Source organism: Pseudomonas sp. SWRI179, assembly GCF_014268705.1.
GTDB classification, from domain to species: Bacteria; Pseudomonadota; Gammaproteobacteria; order Pseudomonadales; family Pseudomonadaceae; genus Aquipseudomonas; species Aquipseudomonas zanjanensis.
In genome coordinates, this window is the sequence record NZ_JABWRA010000024.1 from 19,923 (window position 1) to 38,903 (window position 18,981).

An 18,981-nucleotide genomic window follows, 5' to 3' on the forward strand; every position below is an offset into this window, starting at 1 on the left:
GATCGTGGGAAGCCAACGAATGTCTGCAAACAGCCAGTTCTTCACCAATCGCTCGGGGATGCGCCTGCACTATCTGTCGTGGGGCGATGCGTCAGGCATTCCCGTGCTGCTGCTCCATGGGCTGCGTTCCTATGCCCAGACCTGGGATGGCCTGGCCAATGCATTGGGCGAGCGGTACTGCTGCTATGCCCTTGACCAGCGCGGTCGCGGCTACAGTGACTGGGCGGATGCCTCCAGTTACCGGACCGAGGTCTATGTCAACGATCTTGAAGACCTGGTGGCGCATTTGGGGCTGCAGCGTTTCGTCCTGGTGGGGCATTCTCTGGGCGGCACCAATGCGCTGGAGTATGCGCGGCTCCATCCGGGACGACTGCAAGCGTTGGTGATCGAGGACATCGGCCCGGGTTCTTCGGTCAGCGGTGACGGCGCCGCGCGGATTCGGCGCGAGATGAGCCAGACACCGCTGTTGTTTCCTGACTGGGAGAGCGCCGCCCAGTTCTGGCTGCAAGCGCGACCTGGTCTCTCTGAGGAGGGACTGGCCTCCAGGTTGATGTATTCGATGAAGGAAACCCTGGCTGGAATCGAATGGCGTCACGACCAGCAAGGCATTGCCCAGGCGCGCCTGAGCATTACCCCGACCGATCTGTGGCCGGCGGTACGGGCGCTGGATTGCCCGACGCTGTTCATTCGTGGTGCCCGTTCCGACTTCCTGCCCCTGGCGACCCTCGAGTCGATAAAGCAGGCCAACAAGTGGGTGAGCACAGAGGAAATCGCCGACGCCAGCCATTACGTTCATGATGACCAGAGCGCAATGTTCAACCTTGTCGTCATGGACTATTTGTACGACCAATGCCTAAAACCACAACAACAAAGCGGTGAATAGCGATGAAGCAGGAGAAAACCCAGGTAGTCATCGTGGGCGGTGGCCCGAACGGGATCACGGCCGCTCATTACATGGGGCTGTACGGTATCGACTGCATCGTCCTCGAATTGGCTGACGGCGTCCTGCCGTATCCCCGTGCGGTGGGCATGGATGACGAGGCGCTGCGGGTGTTGCAGGGCATCGGCATCGCTGAGCTGGCCGCACGCGACATGATCAGCAACGTGCCCCTGCGTTACTACAATGCGCGGGGCGTGTGTTTTGCCGAGGTCAAGCCGAGCACGGCGAACTATGGCTGGCCGATGCGCAACATCTTCATGCAGCAGTTGTTGGAAACGACGCTGCGCGAGCAGTTGGGCAAGCACGCCAGTGTCGAGTTGCGCCAGGGCCATGAAATGCTCGATCTGGAGCAGGACGCCGAGGGCGTGACCTTGCAGGTGCGCGATGCCCAAGGGGAGCTGTATCAGTTGCAGGCGCAGTACGTGATCGGTGCCGATGGCGGACGTTCCAGCGTGCGCAAGAAACTCGGCATCGAACTGCTGGGGCTGACCCATCCGCGCAAATGGGTGGTGATCGACACGGCCAACGACAGCCTCGATGCACCCTATACCGCCTTGCATGCCGACCCTCAGCGGCCGTTTGTCTGCATCTACCTGCCGTATCAGCAGCGGCGCTGGGAGTTCATGCTCCTGGAGGGCGAAGACGAGACCCGGATGTGCGAAGAGGCGATGATCCGGGATCTGATCCGTGGGCATATCGGCGAGGCGGTCGATCAACTGGAGATCATCCGGATCCGCGCCTATACCCATAACTCCCGGGTCGCGGCGCGCTTTGTCCAGGGCCGTGTGGCACTGGTGGGGGATGCGGCGCATATTTCCCCGCCCTGGGCCGGGCAGGGGCTCAATTCGGGCCTGCGTGATGTCGCCAACGTCAGCTGGAAGCTCGCCGCGATTCTCCAGGGGCGGGCGGCGCCGGCGATCCTGGCCAGTTACGACCAGGAGCGCCGCGGGCACGCGACCGATCTCATCGCGTTAGCCGACAACATGGGCGCGGTCCTGGGGCTGACCAACCCGTTGATGGCCGGGGTGCGGGACTGGTTGTTCCAGGCCGTCAACAGCGTCGACAACCTGCGTTCGCATTTGCTGGAATTCAAGTTCAAACCCAAGGCGACCATCACCAAAGGCCTGGTGTATCACGAGCGTGCCGAGTTGCATGAGGATGATCTGGTTGGACAGTTGTTCATCCAACCGTCCATCGAAGATTCCCAAGGCCAGCGTCGGCGCCTGGACGAGGTACTGGGGCATTCCTATGCGGTGCTGGGGTATCGGGTCAATCCGAGCGAACAACTCAGCGAGCAGACCGCTGCTTATTGGGCGCGCTGGGACACGCGTTTCATCCAGATCAATCGCTCGCGCAGTGGCGTGGGGCGCAATCAACCCTTGTCGGCCAGCGGTGCCATTTGCGTCGAAGACGTTGATAACCGCCTGGGGGAATGGTTTGCCAAGGTCCGAGATTGCGTCGTGGTGGTGCGGCCGGATCGGTTCGTTGCTGCGATCACCACCCCCGAGCGACTCGAAGGCGTGTTGCGCAAACTGGCGGAGCAACTGTCATGAGGCGCGAAGAGGATCTGCTGGTACGGCTTCACGATGCCGGGCAGGCCATACACGCCTTGCCTTCGTTGGAACCCGAGGCCGTCGATTTGCCGACGGGCTACACCTTGCAGCGCGAGGCACTGCGTCGGCGCCAGGTCGGCGGTGAGCGGCTGACCGGATGGAAAGTGGCCTTCGCCGGCCGCGCCGCCCAGGATCGTTTCGGTATCGATGAGCCGGTGTTGGGGGCGCTGACCGATGCCATGGTCGTGGAACCTGGACGTACGGTATCCCTCGCACGGCTGATTCAGCCGAAGTTGGAAATCGAGTTGGCGTTCGTCCTGGGGCGCACGCTGGTGCCCGGCTTCTACAGCGACGAGGACATCCTTGCCGTCATTTCCGAAGTCGCGCCGGCGTTCGAGATCGCCGATTGCCGTTGGCAAGGCTGGCGTTTCGGCGTCGGCGCGTTTCTGGCCGACAATGCTGCCGCGGCGCTGTATTGCCTGGGGTCGCGGGTCAGGTTTCATCCCGGGCAGGCCCACGTGAACTATCGCCTGGAATGTGACGGGGTGCCCTGTGGCGAGGGCAATGCCCAGGCGCGGGAGGACACGCCCCAGGCCAACCTGTGCTGGCTGGTCCGGCGCTTGCTGGCTGATGGGCAGTGTGTCGAAGCGGGGCAGGTGGTGCTGTCCGGGGCTTTGTTGGCGCCTCTGGACATCAAGGCTGCCGAGTACCGGTTGCACATGCTTGGCATGGAACTGGCTTTGGATTTCCGGTAGTCAGCACTGTTCACCCAAATGAAATGATGAACCCGTGGCGAGGGAGCTTGCTCCCGCTGGGCTGCGCAGCAGACCCATTTTTGTGAGCGCTTCGCGCTGGAGCGCCAGCTCCGGTCAAGCGGGAGCAAGCTCCCTCGCCACGGGGCTACCGACTTGCTTGCATAACCGTACCAGGCAGTAAGCACAGCGCCACCGAGGAACAATGATCATGTTCGCCGAAGTCCGTACCTTCAATGATCCTCAGCAACACGCCGGCTCGATCCTGGGTTGGCAACAAGTCTATGACCAGCTCGGGCGCGGTTGCCTGTCCAGCGAGCTGCGGCAGGTGTGCGCCGAGCGTTTCCAGATTTTCCAGGAGGTGCTGGATAAACGCGTCGTGCAGCGCGGTTGCGCGCCAAAAGGACGCTTGTGCATTGCCATGTCCCTGGGTGGTGCGCCGGTGGTGCAGGGGCACCAGGTGGGCGCCCACAGCGTCGTGCTGTTGCGCGATGGCGAAGATTTCGTCCTGCACGCCCCGGAAGGCACGCATTTCTTCGCGGCCAATGTCGACACGGTGCGGTTTGCCAAGCTCGCGGCCTACGAACTGTCGAGCGAACAGCTCAAACGCTTGAAAAGCGTGTCCCAGGTCAGCGTGGATGAGGCGGTACTGCGCCGGGTGCAACAGCGGATCCACCCACTGTTTCGTCACCTTTTGGAACAGACCGATGCGGTCAATCCCGCCGCGGAGAAAATCCTCGAAGACGTTTTGCTCAACGCCTTCCTCGACCTGTTCAGCCACGCCACGGACGAGGTGCGCGGCCGGCGCGGCAATTTTGCCGTCAGTGCCTACCTGGTCAAGCGTTGCCAGGAACTGGTGGTGGCCAGCGCCGATGTGCCCTTGAGCATCCTTGATTTGTGCGAGCAATTGCGGGTCAGCCGCAGAACCCTGCAGAACAGTTTCCAGGCCGTCACCGGCATGCGTCCGGTGGAGTACCTGCGTAACCTGCGGCTCAATGCGGTGCGCCGCCGATTGATCACGACCCGTGCGGCCGCGCTGAACGTCAGTGAAATCGCGGTGGCGATGGGGTTTTTCCACCTGAGCCATTTTGCCGTCCATTACCGGGCGCTGTTTGGCGAGTCACCCTCGGACACGCCCAGGGCACCGGCTTGAAGAGCGGTATCCTGCGGTGTTACCGAAGCGCCTTCCTGCACCGATAAAAGGCAGCCGCTGAGCTGTTTGGTAGCACACCCGTACCACCCTGGGCCAGAGACGGGCGGTCGTTCTCCTCGGAAACTTCCTTCAAATCAAATCCTTGCACGATAACGCGTGTGGTTGGCATGCATTCTGCTTTTATGAATCCATGGATAATTGGATACAAAAATGCAGAAGGTGCTGCCATGCAATTTGCTCCGACGTACGCTGAACGCCCGCCCATGACGGCCGAGGAGGAGGCCTACAACTTCCTGCTCGATGCCATTTGTGGCGGGCGGTTACGCAAGGGCGACCGGCTGATTGCCGAGGACATCGCCAACGAGATCGGCATGAGCCGCATGCCAGTGCGCGAAGCCTTTCGCCGCCTGGATGCCCAGGGCCTGGTGACCTTGCGGCCCAATCGCGGGGCGGTGGTCAGCGGCCTCGACATCGATGAGTTGCACGAAGTCTTCGAAATGCGCAGCGCCCTCGAAGGCCTGGCGGTGCGTGTCGCGACGGCGAAGATTGGTGAGCGCCAGCTGGCCGCCCTGGAGCGCTTGCTGGACGAGATGGACGATTACCGCGAGGAAAGCGCCGAGTGGGTCAGCCGCCATCGCGCCTTCCATGAATACCTGTGCAGCCTCAGCGGTCGTCCGCGATTGCTCAAGCAGATCAGCGCGCTTTATTCCCTGATCGAAGCGCCCATGCGCCTGTGGCTGCAGCATGTGGAAAAGCCCCTGAGTGCGCGTCAGGAGCACATGCTGATCCTCGACGCCCTGCGTGCGGGCGATGCCGAGAAGGCCGAGGCGGTGGTGCGTGCGCACATCGAAGGCACCGTCCCTGAATTGATCGAGTTCCTGCAATCGAAAAAATAACGAGAGCGGGCTTCGAGTCCGCCCGTGTTCTGACTTTGAGTACTGCCGTCATTAATGAACTGGAGTGTCTGGTCATGCATATGCCTCGCCTGTTGGTTGCCGCTTTATCCTTGGGTTTCTGTGCGCAATGGGCGGTTGCCGCGCCCGTTGTCCCGGAGCGTTTGCTCAAGGCCGATAAACTCGTCTACTGCTCGGGCATGGATTCGCCGCCGCTGGTGTCCTTCGATGAGGCGCAGAAACCCAAGGGATTAACCGTGGACCTGGGGCTGGAAATCGCCAAGCGCCTGGGCGACAAGAAGGTGGAGTGGCGGGTCATTCCCTTTTCCGGATTGCTCCCCGCGTTGCTGGCCCGACAGTGCGACATGATCGTCGACCAGCTGTTCGACAAGCCCGAGCGCCGCGAGGTGATCGACATCGTCAACTACATGTATTCCAGCCAGGCGGTGGTGGTGCCCAAGGGCAATCCCAAGGGCCTCAAGACGCTGCCGGATCTCTCCGGACACAAGGTCGCGGTGCTCAATGGCTCCACCATCAAGACCTTGCTCGACGCCGAGAACGCAACCCTGGCCAAGGCCGGCAAGCCGGCCATGAAACTGGTGGTCTACAACTCCGACACCGATGCCTTCCAGGCCCTGCGCATCAGCCAGGTCGACGCCTACGGCACCACCGTGGAAACCGCCGGTTACTACGCCACCATGGCCCCCGACCTGTTCGAGGAAGGCGTGCCGGCCTTCAGCCGGATTCTCACCGGCCTGGGCATTCGCAAGGACGATCCGCAACTGACCGCCGCCGTGCAGCAGGTGATCGGCGATATGCGCAGCGATGGCAGCTACAGCCAACTGCTCGGCAAATGGCATGTCTCCAGTGACACCCTTGATTGAGGTGAACCGTCGATGAATTTCAATTGGGATGTGTTCTGGCAGTACCTGCTCCAGCCCAGTGGGGTGTACCTCACCGGGCTCTGGCTGACCTGCCTGATCAGTGTGCTGGCGATGTTGCTGGGCTGCGTGCTGGGGCTGGCGGCGGCGCTGTTGCGGTTGTCGAAGAACCCGCTGCTGCATGTACCGGTGCGCTTTTACGTGTGGCTGATGCGCGGCACGCCGTTGCTGGTGCAGATCGTCTTTCTCTACACCGCGCTGGCTGCCGGCGGGATTTTCCGCTTCGATGACATCGACCTCTTTGGGCTGGTGATCCCCGGCAATATCCAGGCGGCGATCATCGCCCTGGGCCTCAACGAGGGCGCCTACATGGCCGAGATCATCCGCGCCGGCATCGGTGCGGTGGACAAGGGTCAATACGAGGCCGGACGTTCCCTGGGCATGACCTTCGCCAAACTGATGCGGCGCATTGTCCTGCCCCAGGCGTTCCGGGTCATCGTTCCGCCGTTGGGCAACGAGTTCAACGTGATGCTCAAGAACACCACGCTGGTCAGCGTGATCGGCGTCCAGGAATTGTTGCTCAGTACCCAGATGGTCACGTCGGCGACGTTCCGAGTATTCGAGTTGTACCTGGTGGTGGCGATCTATTTCCTGTTGCTGACCACGCTGTGGGGCTTTTTCCAGCGCTGGCTGGAGACTCGCTTCGGCCAATCGGACCGGCCTTCGTCGCCACCGCCGGCGTCGACGCGGATGTTCGGCCGCAGCACCCTGAACCTGCTGAGGGCACGTTGACCATGGCGCATAAAAGCGAAGAGTTGATCATCGAGGCGCTGGACGTTCACAAGTCCTTCGGCGAGTTGCAGATTCTCAAGGGCATCTCGTTGCAAGTGCGGCGCGGCGAAGTGGTGGTGCTGATCGGTGCGTCGGGCTCCGGCAAGACCACGTTCATCCGTTGCATCAATCTGCTGGAAGACATCCAGGGCGGACGCATCCGCGTCAATGGCCAGCCCATGGGCTATCGCGAACGGGCCGATGGCAGCCTGGTGCGTGAGTCGGAGCGCAACATCGCCCGGCAGCGGCGGGACATAGGCATGGTGTTCCAGCGCTTCAACCTGTTTCCCCACATGACCGCCCTGGAAAACATCATCGAGGCGCCAATCCAGGTGCTCGGTGTGACTCGCGCCGCCGCGTTGGAACAGGCCCGCGGGTTGCTGGAGCGGGTCGGCCTGGCGGACAAGGCCGATCACTACCCATCGATGCTCTCCGGCGGCCAGCAACAGCGGGTGGCGATTGCCCGGGCCCTGGCCATGAAGCCCCAGGCCATGCTGTTCGATGAACCCACCAGTGCCCTCGACCCGGAAACCGTCGGCGAGGTGCTGCAAGTGATGAAGGAATTGGCCGAGGAGGGCATGACCATGGTCGTAGTGACCCACGAAATGGGCTTCGCCCGGGAAGTGGCGGACCGTGTGGTGGTGCTCGACCAGGGCGAGCTGATCGAGCAAGGGCCGCCGGAGCAGATTTTCTGTCATCCGATTCATCCGCGCACCCGGGCTTTTCTCAGCCGCGTGCTGTGACGTTTCCCGGCCACCGAATTTCTGTATTGAAGAGTTTTTGCCATGCTTAAATTTTCTGCCCACGAATACCCTTATCCGTCACAACGCCAGAGCGTCTTCGCCCGCCGGGGCATGGTCGCTGCGTCCCAGCCCCTGGCGGCCCAGGCGGGCATCGAGATCATGCAAAAAGGCGGCAATGCCATCGACGCCGCCATCGCCACGGCGGCCGCGCTGACGGTGGTGGAGCCCACGGGCTGCGGCATCGGCGGTGACGCCTTCGCGCTGGTCTGGTGCAAGGGCCAGTTGTACGGCCTCAACGGCAACGGCCATGCGCCGGCGGCCTTGAGCATCGAGGCGGTCAATGCCGCTGGCCATGAAAAAATGCCGGTCTATGGCTGGACACCGGTGACGGTCCCGGGCTGCCCATCGGCGTGGGCCGAGCTGTCCCGACGCTTTGGCAAGCTGCCCTTCGCCGAGTTGCTGCAACCGGCCATCAGCCTGGCCCGGGACGGCTTTGCGCTGTCACCGGTGGTTGCCCATCAATGGCAGATCGCCGTGAACGAGTTCGCACCCCATCGGGACGCCGTGCTGGACGCCTGGTTTGAGACGTTCCTGATCGACGGCCGGGCGCCACGGGCCGGGGAGATCTTTCGCAACCCGGCCCAGGCGCGCACGCTCCAGGAACTGGCCGACACCGCCTGCGAAAGCCTTTATCGCGGTGCCTTGGCTGAGCGCCTGGACGCTCATTCCCGGGCCAGCGGCGGCTATCTGCAGGCCTCGGACCTCAAGGATTATCGCGCCCAGTGGGTCGACCCCATCCACGTCAATTACCGAGGCGTGGATGTCTGGGAAATCCCGCCGAGCGGGCAGGGCCTGGTGGCCTTGATGGCCCTGAAGATTCTGGAAGGCTTCGACTTCGATCACCGTGACAGCCAACAGACCTGGCATCGCCAACTGGAAGCGATGAAGTTGGCCTACAGCGACGGCCTGCACTACATCACCGACCCCCTGCACATGCGCGTGGCGGTGGCTGACCTGCTCAGCGATGACTACAGTGCCCGCCGTCGTCGGCAGATCGGCGAACAGGCCCAACCGCCCGCGCCCGGCGACCCCCACGCCAGCGGCACGGTGTACCTGGCGACCGCGGATGGGGAGGGCAACATGGTCTCGTTCATCCAGAGCAACTACCACGGGTTTGGCTCCGGTGTGGTGCTGCCCAACAGCGGTATTGCCTTGCAGAATCGTGGGCAGGAATTCAGCCTCGACCCGACCCACACCAACTGCCTGGCCCCGGGCAAGAAGACCTTCCACACCATCATTCCCGGGTTCCTTACCCGCGATGGCGAGGCCCTTGGCCCCTTCGGCGTGATGGGCGGCTACATGCAGCCCCAGGGACATGTGCAGATGGTCATGAACCTGGTGGATTTCGGCCTGAACCCGCAAGCGGCCCTCGACGCACCGCGCTGGCAATGGCTGGGCGACATGAAGGTCGGGATCGAGCACGGGGCTTCACGGGACCTGGCCAATGCCCTGGCGCGACGGGGACATGAGGTCCAGATCGCCAGTGACCTGACCGACTATGGTCGCGGCCAGATCATCCTGCGCGACCCGATCAGCGGCGTGCTGTGTGGTGGGACCGAGCCGAGGGCGGATTCGCACATTGCGGTGTGGTGATGAACGTGGGCAAACGGGTTTCACTCATCGATCATTCCTGAGTGAATCCTGATGACGACCTTACCCTTGGAGCGTCCTTGTTCGACGTAGCTCAAGGCATCGGCCGTCGCCTCGAAAGGGAAGGCTCGGTCAATCACCGGCTTGAGGCTACCTGACTCGACAAGTGTGCTGATCTCGCGCAGTTGAGCGCCGTTGGCGCGCATGAACACGAAGGCGTAGCTCACACCTTTTCGACGGGCCTTGCGGCGAATGCCACTGCTCAGCAGGCCCATGATCAGCCGCAGCGGCCAGGAAAATCCCTGGGTCTGGGCGAACTGCGGGGAGGGTGGTCCGGAGATGGAAATGAGCTGGCCGCCGGGCTTTAGGATCTTCAGCGACTTCTCCAGTTCATCGGCGCCCAGGCTGTTCAACACGACGTCGTAGTCCTGCAGGACGCTGGAGAAATCCTGCTGCTTGTAATCGATGACAACGTCAGCCCCCAGCGCTTTGACCCAAGGCACATTGGGGGTGCTGGTGCTGGTCGCAACGAAGGCACCGAGGTGTTTGGCAAGCTGGATGGCGAGGGTGCCGACGCCCCCTGAACCGGCCTGGATGAAGACTTTTTGCCCTTTCTTCAATCCCGCGGTTTCCACCAATACCTGCCAGGCCGTCAGGGCGACCAAGGGCAGGGCGGCGGCGTGTTCCATGTTGAGGTTTGCCGGTTTCCGGGCCAGGGCATTTTCGTTCACTGCAATTTGCTCGGCAAAGGTGCCAATGTGCCCATCCGGGGCGCGGGCATAGACTTCATCGCCCGGCTTGAACTGTTGGACACGGGATCCCACCCGCATCACGACCCCGGCTACGTCATGCCCCAATGTCAACGGAAACGAGTAGGGCAGGATCAGTTTGAATTCGCCTTTGCGGATCTTCGAATCCAGGAGGTTGACGCTGGCGGCGTGGACGCGGACCAGAACGTCGTGGTCAGCCACTTCAGGGGCCGGTACCTCGCCGATACGGCCACTGTGCTTGCCGTAGCGGTCGATTAGAAATGCCTTCATGGTGCTTGGTTCTCATAAGGGGGCAGCAGGCTGGGCAGGCGTCGAGCCATCCGGCGCGTTCCTTCGCGCCGGCGCCCGCTAGACGTCGATCACGCCAGGTCTTGATAGCGCTCGGCAACCTGGGACTGCTTGATTTGCCCGAGCAGGCCTTGGCGCGCCGCCTGCAAGGCATCCCAGCGCGCCTCTTCCTGCAAGGGCGGGATGGTGACCGGCTCGCGACGATCGAAGCCGACCAGCGCTGCATCGACCAGGTCACTGACTTCCATGATTTCGTTCAAGGTGTTGATGTCGATGCCCGCGCGTTCCCAGATCTCGGTGCGAGTGGCCGCCGGCAGGACAGCTTGAACGTAGACACCTTTCGGGGAGAGTTCCAGGCTGAGGCCCTGGGAGAGAAACAACACGAACGCCTTGGTCGCGCCGTAGACGGACATGCCGAACTCCGGTGCCAGGCCAACGACGGAGCCGATGTTGATGATCGCCCCGTCACCCGCCTGGACCAGGCGTGGGGCGATGGCGCTGGCCAGCCGGACCAGCGCGGTGGTGTTGAGCGACACGAGGTGCGCGACGCTGTCGGTCGACTGTTCGATGAAGCTGCCGGACTGGGCGGCACCGGCGTTGTTGACCAGGATGCCGATGCTGGCGTCGTCCCGTAGGCGGGCTTCGACGGTGGTCAGGTCGCTGATCTGGGTGAGGTCGGCCTGGAGAATGTCGACGGCAACGTTGTGTTCGCTGCGCAGCTTGACGGCCAGCGCTTCAAGGCGAGTGCTGTCGCGGGCCACCAGGACCAGATTGTGCCCGCGTTGGGCAAAGCGCTGGGCATAGACAGCGCCGATGCCGGTGGAGGCGCCAGTGATGAGAACGGTTGTGCGAGTGTTCATGGGTGATTCTCTTTTTCAGGGAACGTTAGCGCGCTGTTTTCCAGGTGCGCCGATGGGTTCTGGTCAGGATTACCGCGCGCTGGATTCAGCGAGCGTCGGGTAGTCGATGTAGCCCGCCGCACCGCCGCCGTAGAGCGTGGCGGGATTGAAGGCCGACAATGGCGAGCCGGTCTTGAGCCGTTCGACCAGGTCCGGGTTGCCAATGAACGGCCGGCCGAAAGCGATCAGGTCAGCCTGGTCTTCGACGAGCCGCGCGGTGGCCAGGTCCAGGTCGTAGCCGTTGTTGGCGATGTAGGTGTTTTTGAAGCGCTGGCGCAATGAGCCGAAGTCGAAGGGCGCAACGTCGCGCGGCCCGCCCGTCGCGCCTTCGACCACGTGCAGGTAAACGATGTCCAAGGCATTGAGCTGATCGACCAGGTAGTCGAACTGGGCCTGGGGCGCGCTGCTGGACACGCCATTGGCCGGCGAGACGGGCGAGAGGCGCAGGCCGGTGCGTTCGGCCCCGATTGCTCCCACGACGGCCGCGGTCACTTCCAGCAGCAGGCGAGCGCGATTTTCAATCGAGCCGCCGTAGGCATCGGTGCGCACATTGGCGCCGTCCTTGAGGAACTGGTCCAGCAGATAGCCGTTCGCGCCGTGGATCTCCACGCCATCAAATCCCGCCGCGATGGCGTTCGCCGCCGCCTGGCGAAAATCGTTGACGATCCCCGGCAACTCGTCGATGTCCAGCGCTCGCGGCTCGCAAACGTCCTCGAAACGGTTGTTGACGAACACCTTGGTCGCCGGACGCAAAGCGGAGGGGGCCACAGGGGCGGCGCCGTTTTCTTGCAGGTCGACGTGGGAAACCCGACCGACATGCCACAGTTGCAGGAATATCCGCCCACCTTCGGCATGCACGGCCTCGGTGACTTTGCGCCAGCCGTCGATCTGCGCCGGCGTGTAGATCCCGGGCGTGTCCTGATAACCCTGGCCCTGCCGGGAAATCTGTGACGCCTCGGAGATCAGCAGGCCGGCGGACGCTCGCTGGCTGTAGTAAGTGGCCGCGAACTCGCTCGGTACAAAACCTTGCCCCGCACGGTTACGTGTCAGCGGTGCCAGGACCACTCGGTTGGACAGTGTGAGGTTACCCAGCGTGTAGGGCGTGAACAGGTTCTGGTCGGTCATGGTGTCTTGTTTCCGTATGTTTGGATAAACGTTGCGCACAGCCTGCCGACGTGAGCGGGCTTTTCATTAGGATGATGACCGAAATCTAAACTGTCAACGAATTTGATTATGCTCGACATCTATGTATGATGTGAGCATGATTTTGAGCAGCACGAGGGAGTGAAAAATGCGCGTAACCAAGGCCCAGGCCCAGGCCAATCGGGAGCACATCGTCGAGACGGCCTCTGTCCTGTTTCGTGAGCGAGGCTTTGACGGCGTGGGTGTGGCGGATCTGATGGCGGCCGCCGGGTTCACCCATGGCGGTTTCTACAAACATTTCGGCTCCAAGGCCGACCTGATGGCCGAAGCGGCCGCGAACGGCCTGGCGCAATCGCTGACCAACAATGTGGGTATCGGCGTGCCTGAGTTCGTCAATGTCTACGTGTCCAGGGAGCACCGTGACGCCCCTGGCGGCGGTTGCACCATGGCGGCGCTGTGCGGGGATGCCGCCCGTCAACCGCCCGAGCTGAAGGCGACCTTTGCCAACGGCATCGAAAACACGCTGGCGGCGCTCGAAAGCCAGTACGACACCGGGCAAGAGGCGCCGCAGCAAGAGGTGAGGGCGAAGATGCTCGACATGTTGGCCCATGCCGTCGGCGCGATCATGTTGTCGCGGTCCTGCCCGGACGATTCCGCCCTGGCGGATGAAATCCTCGAGGTGTGCCGCGCCCGGATCATCGCGTCGTTGCCGCCAGCACCCGCGCAGCAGCCTGCCGTGGACACCGAATCATAAGCACCCGAGATCAATGTGGGAGCCGAGCTTGCTCGCGATGACGGCGGCACATACAACTTCAATGCAGCCTGACCCACCGCTATCGCGAGCAAGCTCAGCTCCCACAGGATTGGAGTGATCATGATGCTGTTCACTTAAGCAAAAAAAGGTGCATCTCTGGCCACAGGTTGCCGGCGGTCTTATAGCGATGCCCTGACCACTAGCGGGCAATCCACCGGTTGAGGGCCCGATACCTCAAGGGTCTCGATCAGGTGCCGGGCCGCCTGGCGACCGATCTCGTAGTAAGGCAGTTGCACCGTGGTCAATGGCGGCATGAACAGTTCGGCGATGCCGATCATGTTGTCATAGCCGAGCACCGCGACATCGCCGGGAATTTTCAAACCGCGGCCCAACAGCCATTGATAGGCACAAAAGGCGATGCGGTCGTTGCCGCAGACCAGGATGTCGAATCGCGGACGGCCGTCGACGATATGCCGGTCGAGAATGGCGGCGGTTTCACCGTAGGCATCGTGATCGGAAAGGTCGTATTGCAGGAGCGCATCCGGCGCCAGCCCGAAGGCCTGGCAGGCGCGTTGCAGGCCTTGCTGACGCAGGCGCCAGGCCACACTTTTCCTGGGCAGATTGATGCACAGCGGGCGCCGATAGCCTTGGCTCAACGCATGATGCACGGCGCGATACTGCCCGGCTTCATCATCCGGCACATAGCTGACCAACTGGTGGTCATCGGCCAGGCAATTGGCGAGCACCAGCGGTTTGCGCTTGAGTCGCTCGGGAATGCTCACCTGGCGCAAGCCCATGGCGCTGAAGATCAAGCCATCGGGACGGTGCGACAGCATCAGATCGATGTTCTGGTCGGTGGGCGGGTTGCTCAGCAGGTTGAGGATGAACACATTCCAGCCCGCCTGCTGCGCGGTCTGCTCGATGGACAGCAGCAACTCAACGGCGAACGGCGTGGTCGCGGTGTCCAGTGCGAACACCCCGATGGTACGTGCTTGCAGGTTGTCGCCGCGCATCCGGCGCGCCGACAGGCTCGGTACGAATTGCAGTTCATCGATGGCGCGACGGACCCGCTCGAGGGTTTCGGGGCTCAGTTTTTCCGGCGTGTTGAGCGCTCGCGAAACCGTCATCAGGGATACGCCGGCCAGCTGTGCAACGTCTTTCACGGAAGTCATGCGAAGTGCGGCCAGTCAGGTTGACGCCGAATCATGCCACAGCGCCCGCGCTTCTCGCGACTCGGATGACGTGACTCATAGCCAACCCGAGCCCAGCGGCCAGGCGTTGGCAATGGCGACGCGCCCGCCAGTGCCGTTGGCCAACAATTTCACCCCGAGGCTGTCGGGCCGGGGATAGAGGCGACTGCTGAGGCTGAAACGGCCATTGTCCTCGAACACCTCGATGGACGAGCGATCGAGAAACACCCGTAGGTGCAGTTGCGTTTGCGCCTGATCGATCGACACGCTGCGCTGACCGCTCACTTGCGCCCCCGAGCGGCTGCGATCGAGCACCAAGCGTTGCAGTGTCGCGTCGTAGTAAAGCAGCGTCTGTTCCCGCTCATCGGCACTGCAGCGCAAGGCGATGCCCAGTTGGCCTTCGCTGCAACCGAGCAGATCCAGGTGCACATGGATTTCCAACCGGTCGCCTGTCACCTGCGGCACCCAGCGGCTGCCGGACTCAGCCCATGGCGCAACGCTCGGCAACGGCGCCTGGCGCAGCGCCGTCAGCTCTCGGGCCGGAAACACGCCAAGGCGATCGCCCTGCAATTCCAGCTCGCGGGGCAAACCGAGCATGCCGCACCAGTGATGGGCCTGGCTCGGCATCGGGCTTTCCCACATGTCCAGCCAGGCCCACACCAGGCGCCGACCATCGGCGGCCACCAGCGTTTGCGCGGCGTAGAAGTCGTGACCGTTATCCAGCTCGATGAACGGCCCGCCGCTGAAGTGCCAGTCGCTGTCGAGCTGTCCAATGCGATAACCGGTCTGGTACTTGTTGAGCCGTTCATAGCCTTCGGGCTTCATGCCTTGCGGGGAATACAGCAGCACATCGCGTCCGTCCAGGCGAAACAGATCCGGGCATTCCCACATGTAGCCATCGCCCTCATTGCCGCTGGACACGTAGCCGAGAAATTCCCAGGTGTGCAGATCGGTGGAGCGGTACAGCGGCAGCAGCGGCGTATCGCCCAGGCGTGCGCCAGCAATCAGGTACCAATAGCCGTCTTCCTGCCAGACCTTGGGGTCGCGAAAGTGCATGATTGCCGCTTGCGGTGCGTGCTCGATGACGGCGCCATGCTTGACGAACCTGACGCCGTCGACACTGGTGGCCAGGCATTGGACCTGGCGAATGAAGCGTTCGTCACCGACGTCTCCCAACCAGGTGTGCCCGGTATAGATCAGCGCCAAGGTGTCGCCACACACCACCGCGCTACCGGAAAAACAGCCGTCGCGGTCGAAGTCGTCGCCGGGTGCCAGGGCAATGGGCAGGTGCTGCCAATGGACCAGGTCGGCACTCTTGGCATGACCCCAGTACATCGGGCCCCATTTGGCGTCGAAGGGGTGGTGTTGGTAGAACACGTGGTACTCGCCACGAAAGAACACCACCCCGTTAGGGTCGTTCATCCAACCCGTTGGCGGGGCCAGGTGATAGTCGGGTCGATAGTCATGGATCAGGTGAGGCAGGTTATCGATCAGGGCCTGCTGGGCCCTTTCGAGAGAGGCTGGCATTGGGTTGTTCATGTTCTTCAAGGACAAGGTCATAGGGCGCCCGCAGATGCCGGGCGTGGAGCCACGCCAGCAGGCAGGCTGTCGATGGTGTGGCGCTTCAAGGCCGTGCCGTGGGCGTCGAATACATGCAGGTTGTCGATATCCAGTTGCAGCTCGACCCGGTCACCCACCCGCCATCCGGCGTTGACCTCGCAACGACAGACCATGGGTTCGTCCTGGCCGGTGTCGAGGTGCACATAGGTTTCACTGCCCAGGTATTCGACCGCGCTCACCACGAGGCCGGTCGTTCCCTGTGCCGCCTTGAGGAAGAGATGTTCCGGGCGAATCCCCAGGCTCAGTTGCGTATTCGCCGTCAGGCCCGAGCTGTCGACGGGCAGGGACGTCATGCCCAGCACCAGGCTTTCCACCTGGCTGGTTTCGCCCGGCGTATGCAGGAACGCGGCAATGAAATTCATCCGGGGTGAACCGAGGAATCCGGCGACAAAACGGCTGGCCGGACGCTCATAGAGTTCCCGTGGCGAGCCGACCTGCTCGATGCGCCCGCCATTGAGCACGACAATCTTGTCGGCCAAGGTCATCGCTTCGACCTGGTCGTGGGTCACGTAGATCATCGTCGAACCCAGTCGCCCATGCAGGCGGGCGATTTCGTTGCGCATCTGCACACGCAGGGAGGCGTCGAGGTTGGAGAGTGGCTCGTCGAACAACAGGATGTCCGGCTCCCGCGCCATGGCCCGGCCCATGGCCACGCGCTGGCGCTGGCCGCCCGACAGTTCCCTTGGCTTGCGTTGCAGCAGCTTGTCCAACTGCAGGATTTGCGCGGTTTTCAGCACCCGCTCGCGCAGGCTGGTCTTTTCGGTCTTGGCCAACTTGAGGCCAAAGCTGATGTTGTCGTAGACGCTCATGTGCGGGTACAGCGCATAGGACTGGAACACCATGCCGACGCCACGCTCGCGTGGCTCCAGGTCGTTGACCCGGCGACCGTCGATCAGCAGGTCGCCGCCACAGATCGAATCCAGCCCGGCGATCAGGCGCAGCAGGGTCGACTTTCCGCAGCCCGAAGGGCCGACGAAGACCACGAACTCACCGGCCGAGATTTCCAGGCTGACGTCACGAAGAATGCGCGCGCCACCCAATTGTTTGTTCACGTTGTCCAGCTTCAACTTGATCACGATGCTGTTCCTTTCTTATTTGTGTTGGGCCTCAACCCTTTAACGCACCGGCAGTGAGGCCGGAAACGATGCGGCGCTGGAAGATCAGCACCAGAATCACCAAGGGCACCGTGACCAGCACCGACGCCGCCATCAACAGGCCCCAGGGCAACTCATGGGGGCTGCCGCCGGAAATCAGTGCGATGGCCACCGGGACGGTGCGTTGCGAGTCGGTCAGGGTGAAGGTCAGGGCAAACAGGAACTCGTTCCACGCGGCGATGAAGGCCAACAGACCAGTGGTGACCAGTGCCGGCCAGAGCAGCGGCAACAGCACGCGGGTCAGGGTGATCCAGGGTGAGGCACCGTCCATGATCGCGGCCTCTTCCAGCTCATGGGGCAGTTGCCCCATGAAGGTGGTCAGCACCCAGACGGTGAAGGGCAGGGTGAAAATCGTGTAGCTCAGGATCAACGCCCAAGAGGTGTTGTACAGGCCCAGGAAACGGATCACCTCGAACAGTCCCGACAGCACCGCGACTTGAGGAAACATCGAAACGCCCAAGACCATCATCAACACCGGACCGCGCCCGCGAAACTTCACCCGGCCCAAGGCATAAGCGGCGGTCAGGCTGAGGAACAGCGCCAGGGTGACCACGCACAGCGCCACCACCAGCGAGTTGCCGATAGCCCGCAGGAACGAGGCCTGGTTGAGCACGGCGGCATAGTTGGAAAAGTCGGGATTGTCGATCCAGTAACTCACCTGGAACAAGGCACTGGAGGGTTTTAGCGACGTCACGATGGCGTAGTAGAACGGGAAGACCGCATACACCAGCAAGATTCCGATCAGGCACCAGAATCCGAGGCGCAACAGGGCTTTTTTCAGCAGGCGCGGGCTCATGAGCGCACCTCCAGCTGACGGCGTCCGAGGTACAGATAAGCCATGGCGATCACCGCGACGACCAGGAACAGCAAGGTCGAGGCGGCGCTGCCGTAACCGACGTCCTGGAATTCCACCAGGTGCTGGCGGGCATACACCGACATGCTCATGGTGCTCGACGAGTTCGAGGTCAACACATAGATAACGTCGAAGACCCGCAGGGAATCGAGGATGCGGAAGATCGCTGCCACCAACAACGCCGGCATCAGCAGCGGCAGGGTGACCCGCCAGAACACCCTAACCGGGTGAATGCCATCGACCCGGGCGGCTTCGTAGCAATCGCTGGGCAGCATTTGCAAGGCCGCCAACATCAGCAGGGTAACGAACGGCACGGTCTTCCAGACGTCGACGATGATCACCGCCCACATCGACAGGTCCGCGTCGGCGGTCCAGGCCAGGGGCGCGTCGATCAGGCCGAGGCCGAGCATCAGGTGATTGATGATGCCGAACTGGTCGTTGAGCATCCATGACCAGATTTTTGCCGAGACGATGGTCGGGATCGCCCAAGGGATCAGGATCAACGCCCGCACCAGGGCGCGTCCGTTGAACTGGACGTTGAGCAGCAGCGCCACCAGCAACCCCAGGACCATTTCCAATCCCACCGAGACCACGGTGAAATGCAAGGTGTTGCGCACCGCATTCCACCACTGTGGATCGACGAGCAGGCCTGACCAGGCGGAACCGCTATAAAACAGGTAGTTGCTCAAGCCGACAAAGGTCGCGTCGCCGGTGTCGGCCAGGCTGGCGTCGGTCAGGCTGAACCAGAATGTGCGCAACAGCGGCCAGGCCGCCACCAGGGCCAGGCACAGCAGCATCGGGGTCAGGAACAGCCAGGCAGCGCGAACGCGACGGCGTTGTACCGGCGTTTCCGGGGTGAGCGGGTACTCGTCGTCAGGGGCGAGTGTGGTGGAGGCAGACATGGTGATTTCCTT

At 62.5% G+C, this 18,981-nt stretch carries 18 protein-coding genes; 10 read left to right on the forward strand and 8 right to left on the reverse strand.

The genetic code is table 11. The annotated features are described in order from the left end of the window. Positions 1 to 19 precede the first annotated feature (19 nt). The 9 genes from HU767_RS15395 to HU767_RS15435 all read left to right on the forward strand — a co-directional run bounded on the left by HU767_RS15395 (position 20) and on the right by HU767_RS15435 (position 9,399). Positions 20 to 883, forward strand: a complete 864-nt coding sequence (locus HU767_RS15395; RefSeq protein WP_186729891.1) for an alpha/beta hydrolase — start codon at positions 20 to 22, stop codon at positions 881 to 883. Between the two features lie 2 nt (positions 884 to 885). Then, positions 886 to 2,493 carry a bifunctional 3-(3-hydroxy-phenyl)propionate/3-hydroxycinnamic acid hydroxylase gene (locus tag HU767_RS15400; protein ID WP_186705874.1) on the forward strand — a complete coding sequence of 536 codons (1,608 nt, stop codon included), beginning with the start codon at positions 886 to 888 and terminating at the stop codon, positions 2,491 to 2,493. Further along, entirely contained in the window at positions 2,490 to 3,248 is a 759-nt protein-coding gene (locus HU767_RS15405) for a 2-keto-4-pentenoate hydratase (RefSeq protein WP_186729892.1), read from the forward strand. The genes HU767_RS15400 and HU767_RS15405 overlap by 4 nt, the downstream gene beginning before the upstream one ends. A 208-nt stretch (positions 3,249 to 3,456) precedes the next feature. Then, complete coding sequence (locus HU767_RS15410; RefSeq protein WP_186729893.1) at positions 3,457 to 4,398, forward strand: helix-turn-helix domain-containing protein; 942 nt, start codon at positions 3,457 to 3,459, stop codon at positions 4,396 to 4,398. Positions 4,399 to 4,625: 227 nt separating this feature from the next. Next, entirely contained in the window at positions 4,626 to 5,294 is a 669-nt protein-coding gene (locus HU767_RS15415) for a GntR family transcriptional regulator (RefSeq protein ID WP_053122016.1), read from the forward strand. A 74-nt stretch (positions 5,295 to 5,368) separates the two neighbouring features. After that, positions 5,369 to 6,175, forward strand: a complete 807-nt coding sequence (locus HU767_RS15420) for an ABC transporter substrate-binding protein (protein WP_186729894.1) — start codon at positions 5,369 to 5,371, stop codon at positions 6,173 to 6,175. 12 nt (positions 6,176 to 6,187) lie between these two features. Beyond that, positions 6,188 to 6,964, forward strand: coding sequence for an amino acid ABC transporter permease (locus HU767_RS15425; RefSeq protein ID WP_186729895.1), 777 nt, complete (start codon positions 6,188 to 6,190; stop codon positions 6,962 to 6,964). 2 nt (positions 6,965 to 6,966) lie between these two features. Then, positions 6,967 to 7,746: an amino acid ABC transporter ATP-binding protein gene (locus HU767_RS15430; RefSeq protein WP_053184086.1), complete on the forward strand. Its 780-nt coding sequence runs from the start codon at positions 6,967 to 6,969 to the stop codon at positions 7,744 to 7,746. 42 nt (positions 7,747 to 7,788) lie between these two features. After that, a complete protein-coding gene (locus HU767_RS15435) occupies positions 7,789 to 9,399 on the forward strand; it encodes a gamma-glutamyltransferase family protein (RefSeq protein WP_186729896.1) in 1,611 nt (536 codons plus the stop codon). Between the two features lie 20 nt (positions 9,400 to 9,419). On the opposite strand, the gene HU767_RS15440 is transcribed toward HU767_RS15435, so the two are convergent. The 3 genes from HU767_RS15440 to HU767_RS15450 form a co-directional block, all read right to left on the reverse strand. After that, the gene (locus HU767_RS15440; protein WP_186729897.1) at positions 9,420 to 10,436 is read right to left on the reverse strand and encodes an NADP-dependent oxidoreductase; all 1,017 of its coding nucleotides are present in this window, start codon (positions 10,434 to 10,436) and stop codon (positions 9,420 to 9,422) included. An 89-nt stretch (positions 10,437 to 10,525) separates the two neighbouring features. Continuing rightward, a complete protein-coding gene (locus HU767_RS15445; RefSeq protein WP_186729898.1) occupies positions 10,526 to 11,314 on the reverse strand; it encodes an SDR family oxidoreductase in 789 nt (262 codons plus the stop codon). A gap of 69 nt (positions 11,315 to 11,383) precedes the next feature. Next, positions 11,384 to 12,478 (reverse strand): alkene reductase, encoded by a 1,095-nt coding sequence (locus HU767_RS15450; protein WP_186729899.1) that lies wholly within the window; start codon positions 12,476 to 12,478, stop codon positions 11,384 to 11,386. A gap of 166 nt (positions 12,479 to 12,644) precedes the next feature. Between HU767_RS15450 and HU767_RS15455 the strand changes: the two genes are divergently transcribed. After that, positions 12,645 to 13,250 (forward strand): TetR family transcriptional regulator, encoded by a 606-nt coding sequence (locus HU767_RS15455; protein WP_186705884.1) that lies wholly within the window; start codon positions 12,645 to 12,647, stop codon positions 13,248 to 13,250. A 179-nt stretch (positions 13,251 to 13,429) separates the two neighbouring features. Here the strand turns inward: HU767_RS15455 and HU767_RS15460 are convergent, their stop codons facing one another. From HU767_RS15460 to HU767_RS15480, 5 genes are all read right to left on the reverse strand, one after another. Further along, positions 13,430 to 14,422, reverse strand: coding sequence for a LacI family DNA-binding transcriptional regulator (locus HU767_RS15460; RefSeq protein WP_186729900.1), 993 nt, complete (start codon positions 14,420 to 14,422; stop codon positions 13,430 to 13,432). A 75-nt stretch (positions 14,423 to 14,497) separates the two neighbouring features. Beyond that, positions 14,498 to 16,000 carry a glycoside hydrolase family 32 protein gene (locus tag HU767_RS15465; RefSeq protein WP_186729901.1) on the reverse strand — a complete coding sequence of 501 codons (1,503 nt, stop codon included), beginning with the start codon at positions 15,998 to 16,000 and terminating at the stop codon, positions 14,498 to 14,500. Further along, complete coding sequence (ugpC, locus tag HU767_RS15470) at positions 15,997 to 17,136, reverse strand: sn-glycerol-3-phosphate ABC transporter ATP-binding protein UgpC (protein ID WP_186729902.1); 1,140 nt, start codon at positions 17,134 to 17,136, stop codon at positions 15,997 to 15,999. Before ugpC ends, HU767_RS15465 begins: the two co-directional genes overlap by 4 nt. A 31-nt stretch (positions 17,137 to 17,167) precedes the next feature. Beyond that, positions 17,168 to 18,010 carry a carbohydrate ABC transporter permease gene (locus tag HU767_RS15475; RefSeq protein WP_186705888.1) on the reverse strand — a complete coding sequence of 281 codons (843 nt, stop codon included), beginning with the start codon at positions 18,008 to 18,010 and terminating at the stop codon, positions 17,168 to 17,170. Next, positions 18,007 to 18,969 (reverse strand): sugar ABC transporter permease, encoded by a 963-nt coding sequence (locus tag HU767_RS15480; protein WP_186729903.1) that lies wholly within the window; start codon positions 18,967 to 18,969, stop codon positions 18,007 to 18,009. Before HU767_RS15480 ends, HU767_RS15475 begins: the two co-directional genes overlap by 4 nt. Positions 18,970 to 18,981: the final 12 nt, after the last annotated feature.

Excerpts from the sequence above, each read along its gene's own strand:
- HU767_RS15415 (WP_053122016.1), top strand. The coding sequence starts at position 4,626 with ATGCAATTTGCTCCGACGTACGCTGAACGCCCGCCCATGACGGCCGAG.
- HU767_RS15435 (WP_186729896.1), top strand. The coding sequence starts at position 7,789 with ATGCTTAAATTTTCTGCCCACGAATACCCTTATCCGTCACAACGCCAG.
- HU767_RS15455 (WP_186705884.1), top strand. The coding sequence starts at position 12,645 with ATGCGCGTAACCAAGGCCCAGGCCCAGGCCAATCGGGAGCACATCGTC.
- HU767_RS15425 (WP_186729895.1), top strand. The coding sequence starts at position 6,188 with ATGAATTTCAATTGGGATGTGTTCTGGCAGTACCTGCTCCAGCCCAGT.
- HU767_RS15395 (WP_186729891.1), top strand. The coding sequence starts at position 20 with ATGTCTGCAAACAGCCAGTTCTTCACCAATCGCTCGGGGATGCGCCTG.
- HU767_RS15430 (WP_053184086.1), top strand. The coding sequence starts at position 6,967 with ATGGCGCATAAAAGCGAAGAGTTGATCATCGAGGCGCTGGACGTTCAC.
- HU767_RS15450 (WP_186729899.1), bottom strand. The coding sequence starts at position 12,478 with ATGACCGACCAGAACCTGTTCACGCCCTACACGCTGGGTAACCTCACA.
- HU767_RS15400 (WP_186705874.1), top strand. The coding sequence starts at position 886 with ATGAAGCAGGAGAAAACCCAGGTAGTCATCGTGGGCGGTGGCCCGAAC.
- HU767_RS15420 (WP_186729894.1), top strand. The coding sequence starts at position 5,369 with ATGCATATGCCTCGCCTGTTGGTTGCCGCTTTATCCTTGGGTTTCTGT.
- HU767_RS15440 (WP_186729897.1), bottom strand. The coding sequence starts at position 10,436 with ATGAAGGCATTTCTAATCGACCGCTACGGCAAGCACAGTGGCCGTATC.
- HU767_RS15475 (WP_186705888.1), bottom strand. The coding sequence starts at position 18,010 with ATGAGCCCGCGCCTGCTGAAAAAAGCCCTGTTGCGCCTCGGATTCTGG.
- HU767_RS15480 (WP_186729903.1), bottom strand. The coding sequence starts at position 18,969 with ATGTCTGCCTCCACCACACTCGCCCCTGACGACGAGTACCCGCTCACC.
- HU767_RS15465 (WP_186729901.1), bottom strand. The coding sequence starts at position 16,000 with ATGACCTTGTCCTTGAAGAACATGAACAACCCAATGCCAGCCTCTCTC.
- HU767_RS15460 (WP_186729900.1), bottom strand. The coding sequence starts at position 14,422 with ATGACTTCCGTGAAAGACGTTGCACAGCTGGCCGGCGTATCCCTGATG.
- HU767_RS15445 (WP_186729898.1), bottom strand. The coding sequence starts at position 11,314 with ATGAACACTCGCACAACCGTTCTCATCACTGGCGCCTCCACCGGCATC.
- HU767_RS15405 (WP_186729892.1), top strand. The coding sequence starts at position 2,490 with ATGAGGCGCGAAGAGGATCTGCTGGTACGGCTTCACGATGCCGGGCAG.
- HU767_RS15410 (WP_186729893.1), top strand. The coding sequence starts at position 3,457 with ATGTTCGCCGAAGTCCGTACCTTCAATGATCCTCAGCAACACGCCGGC.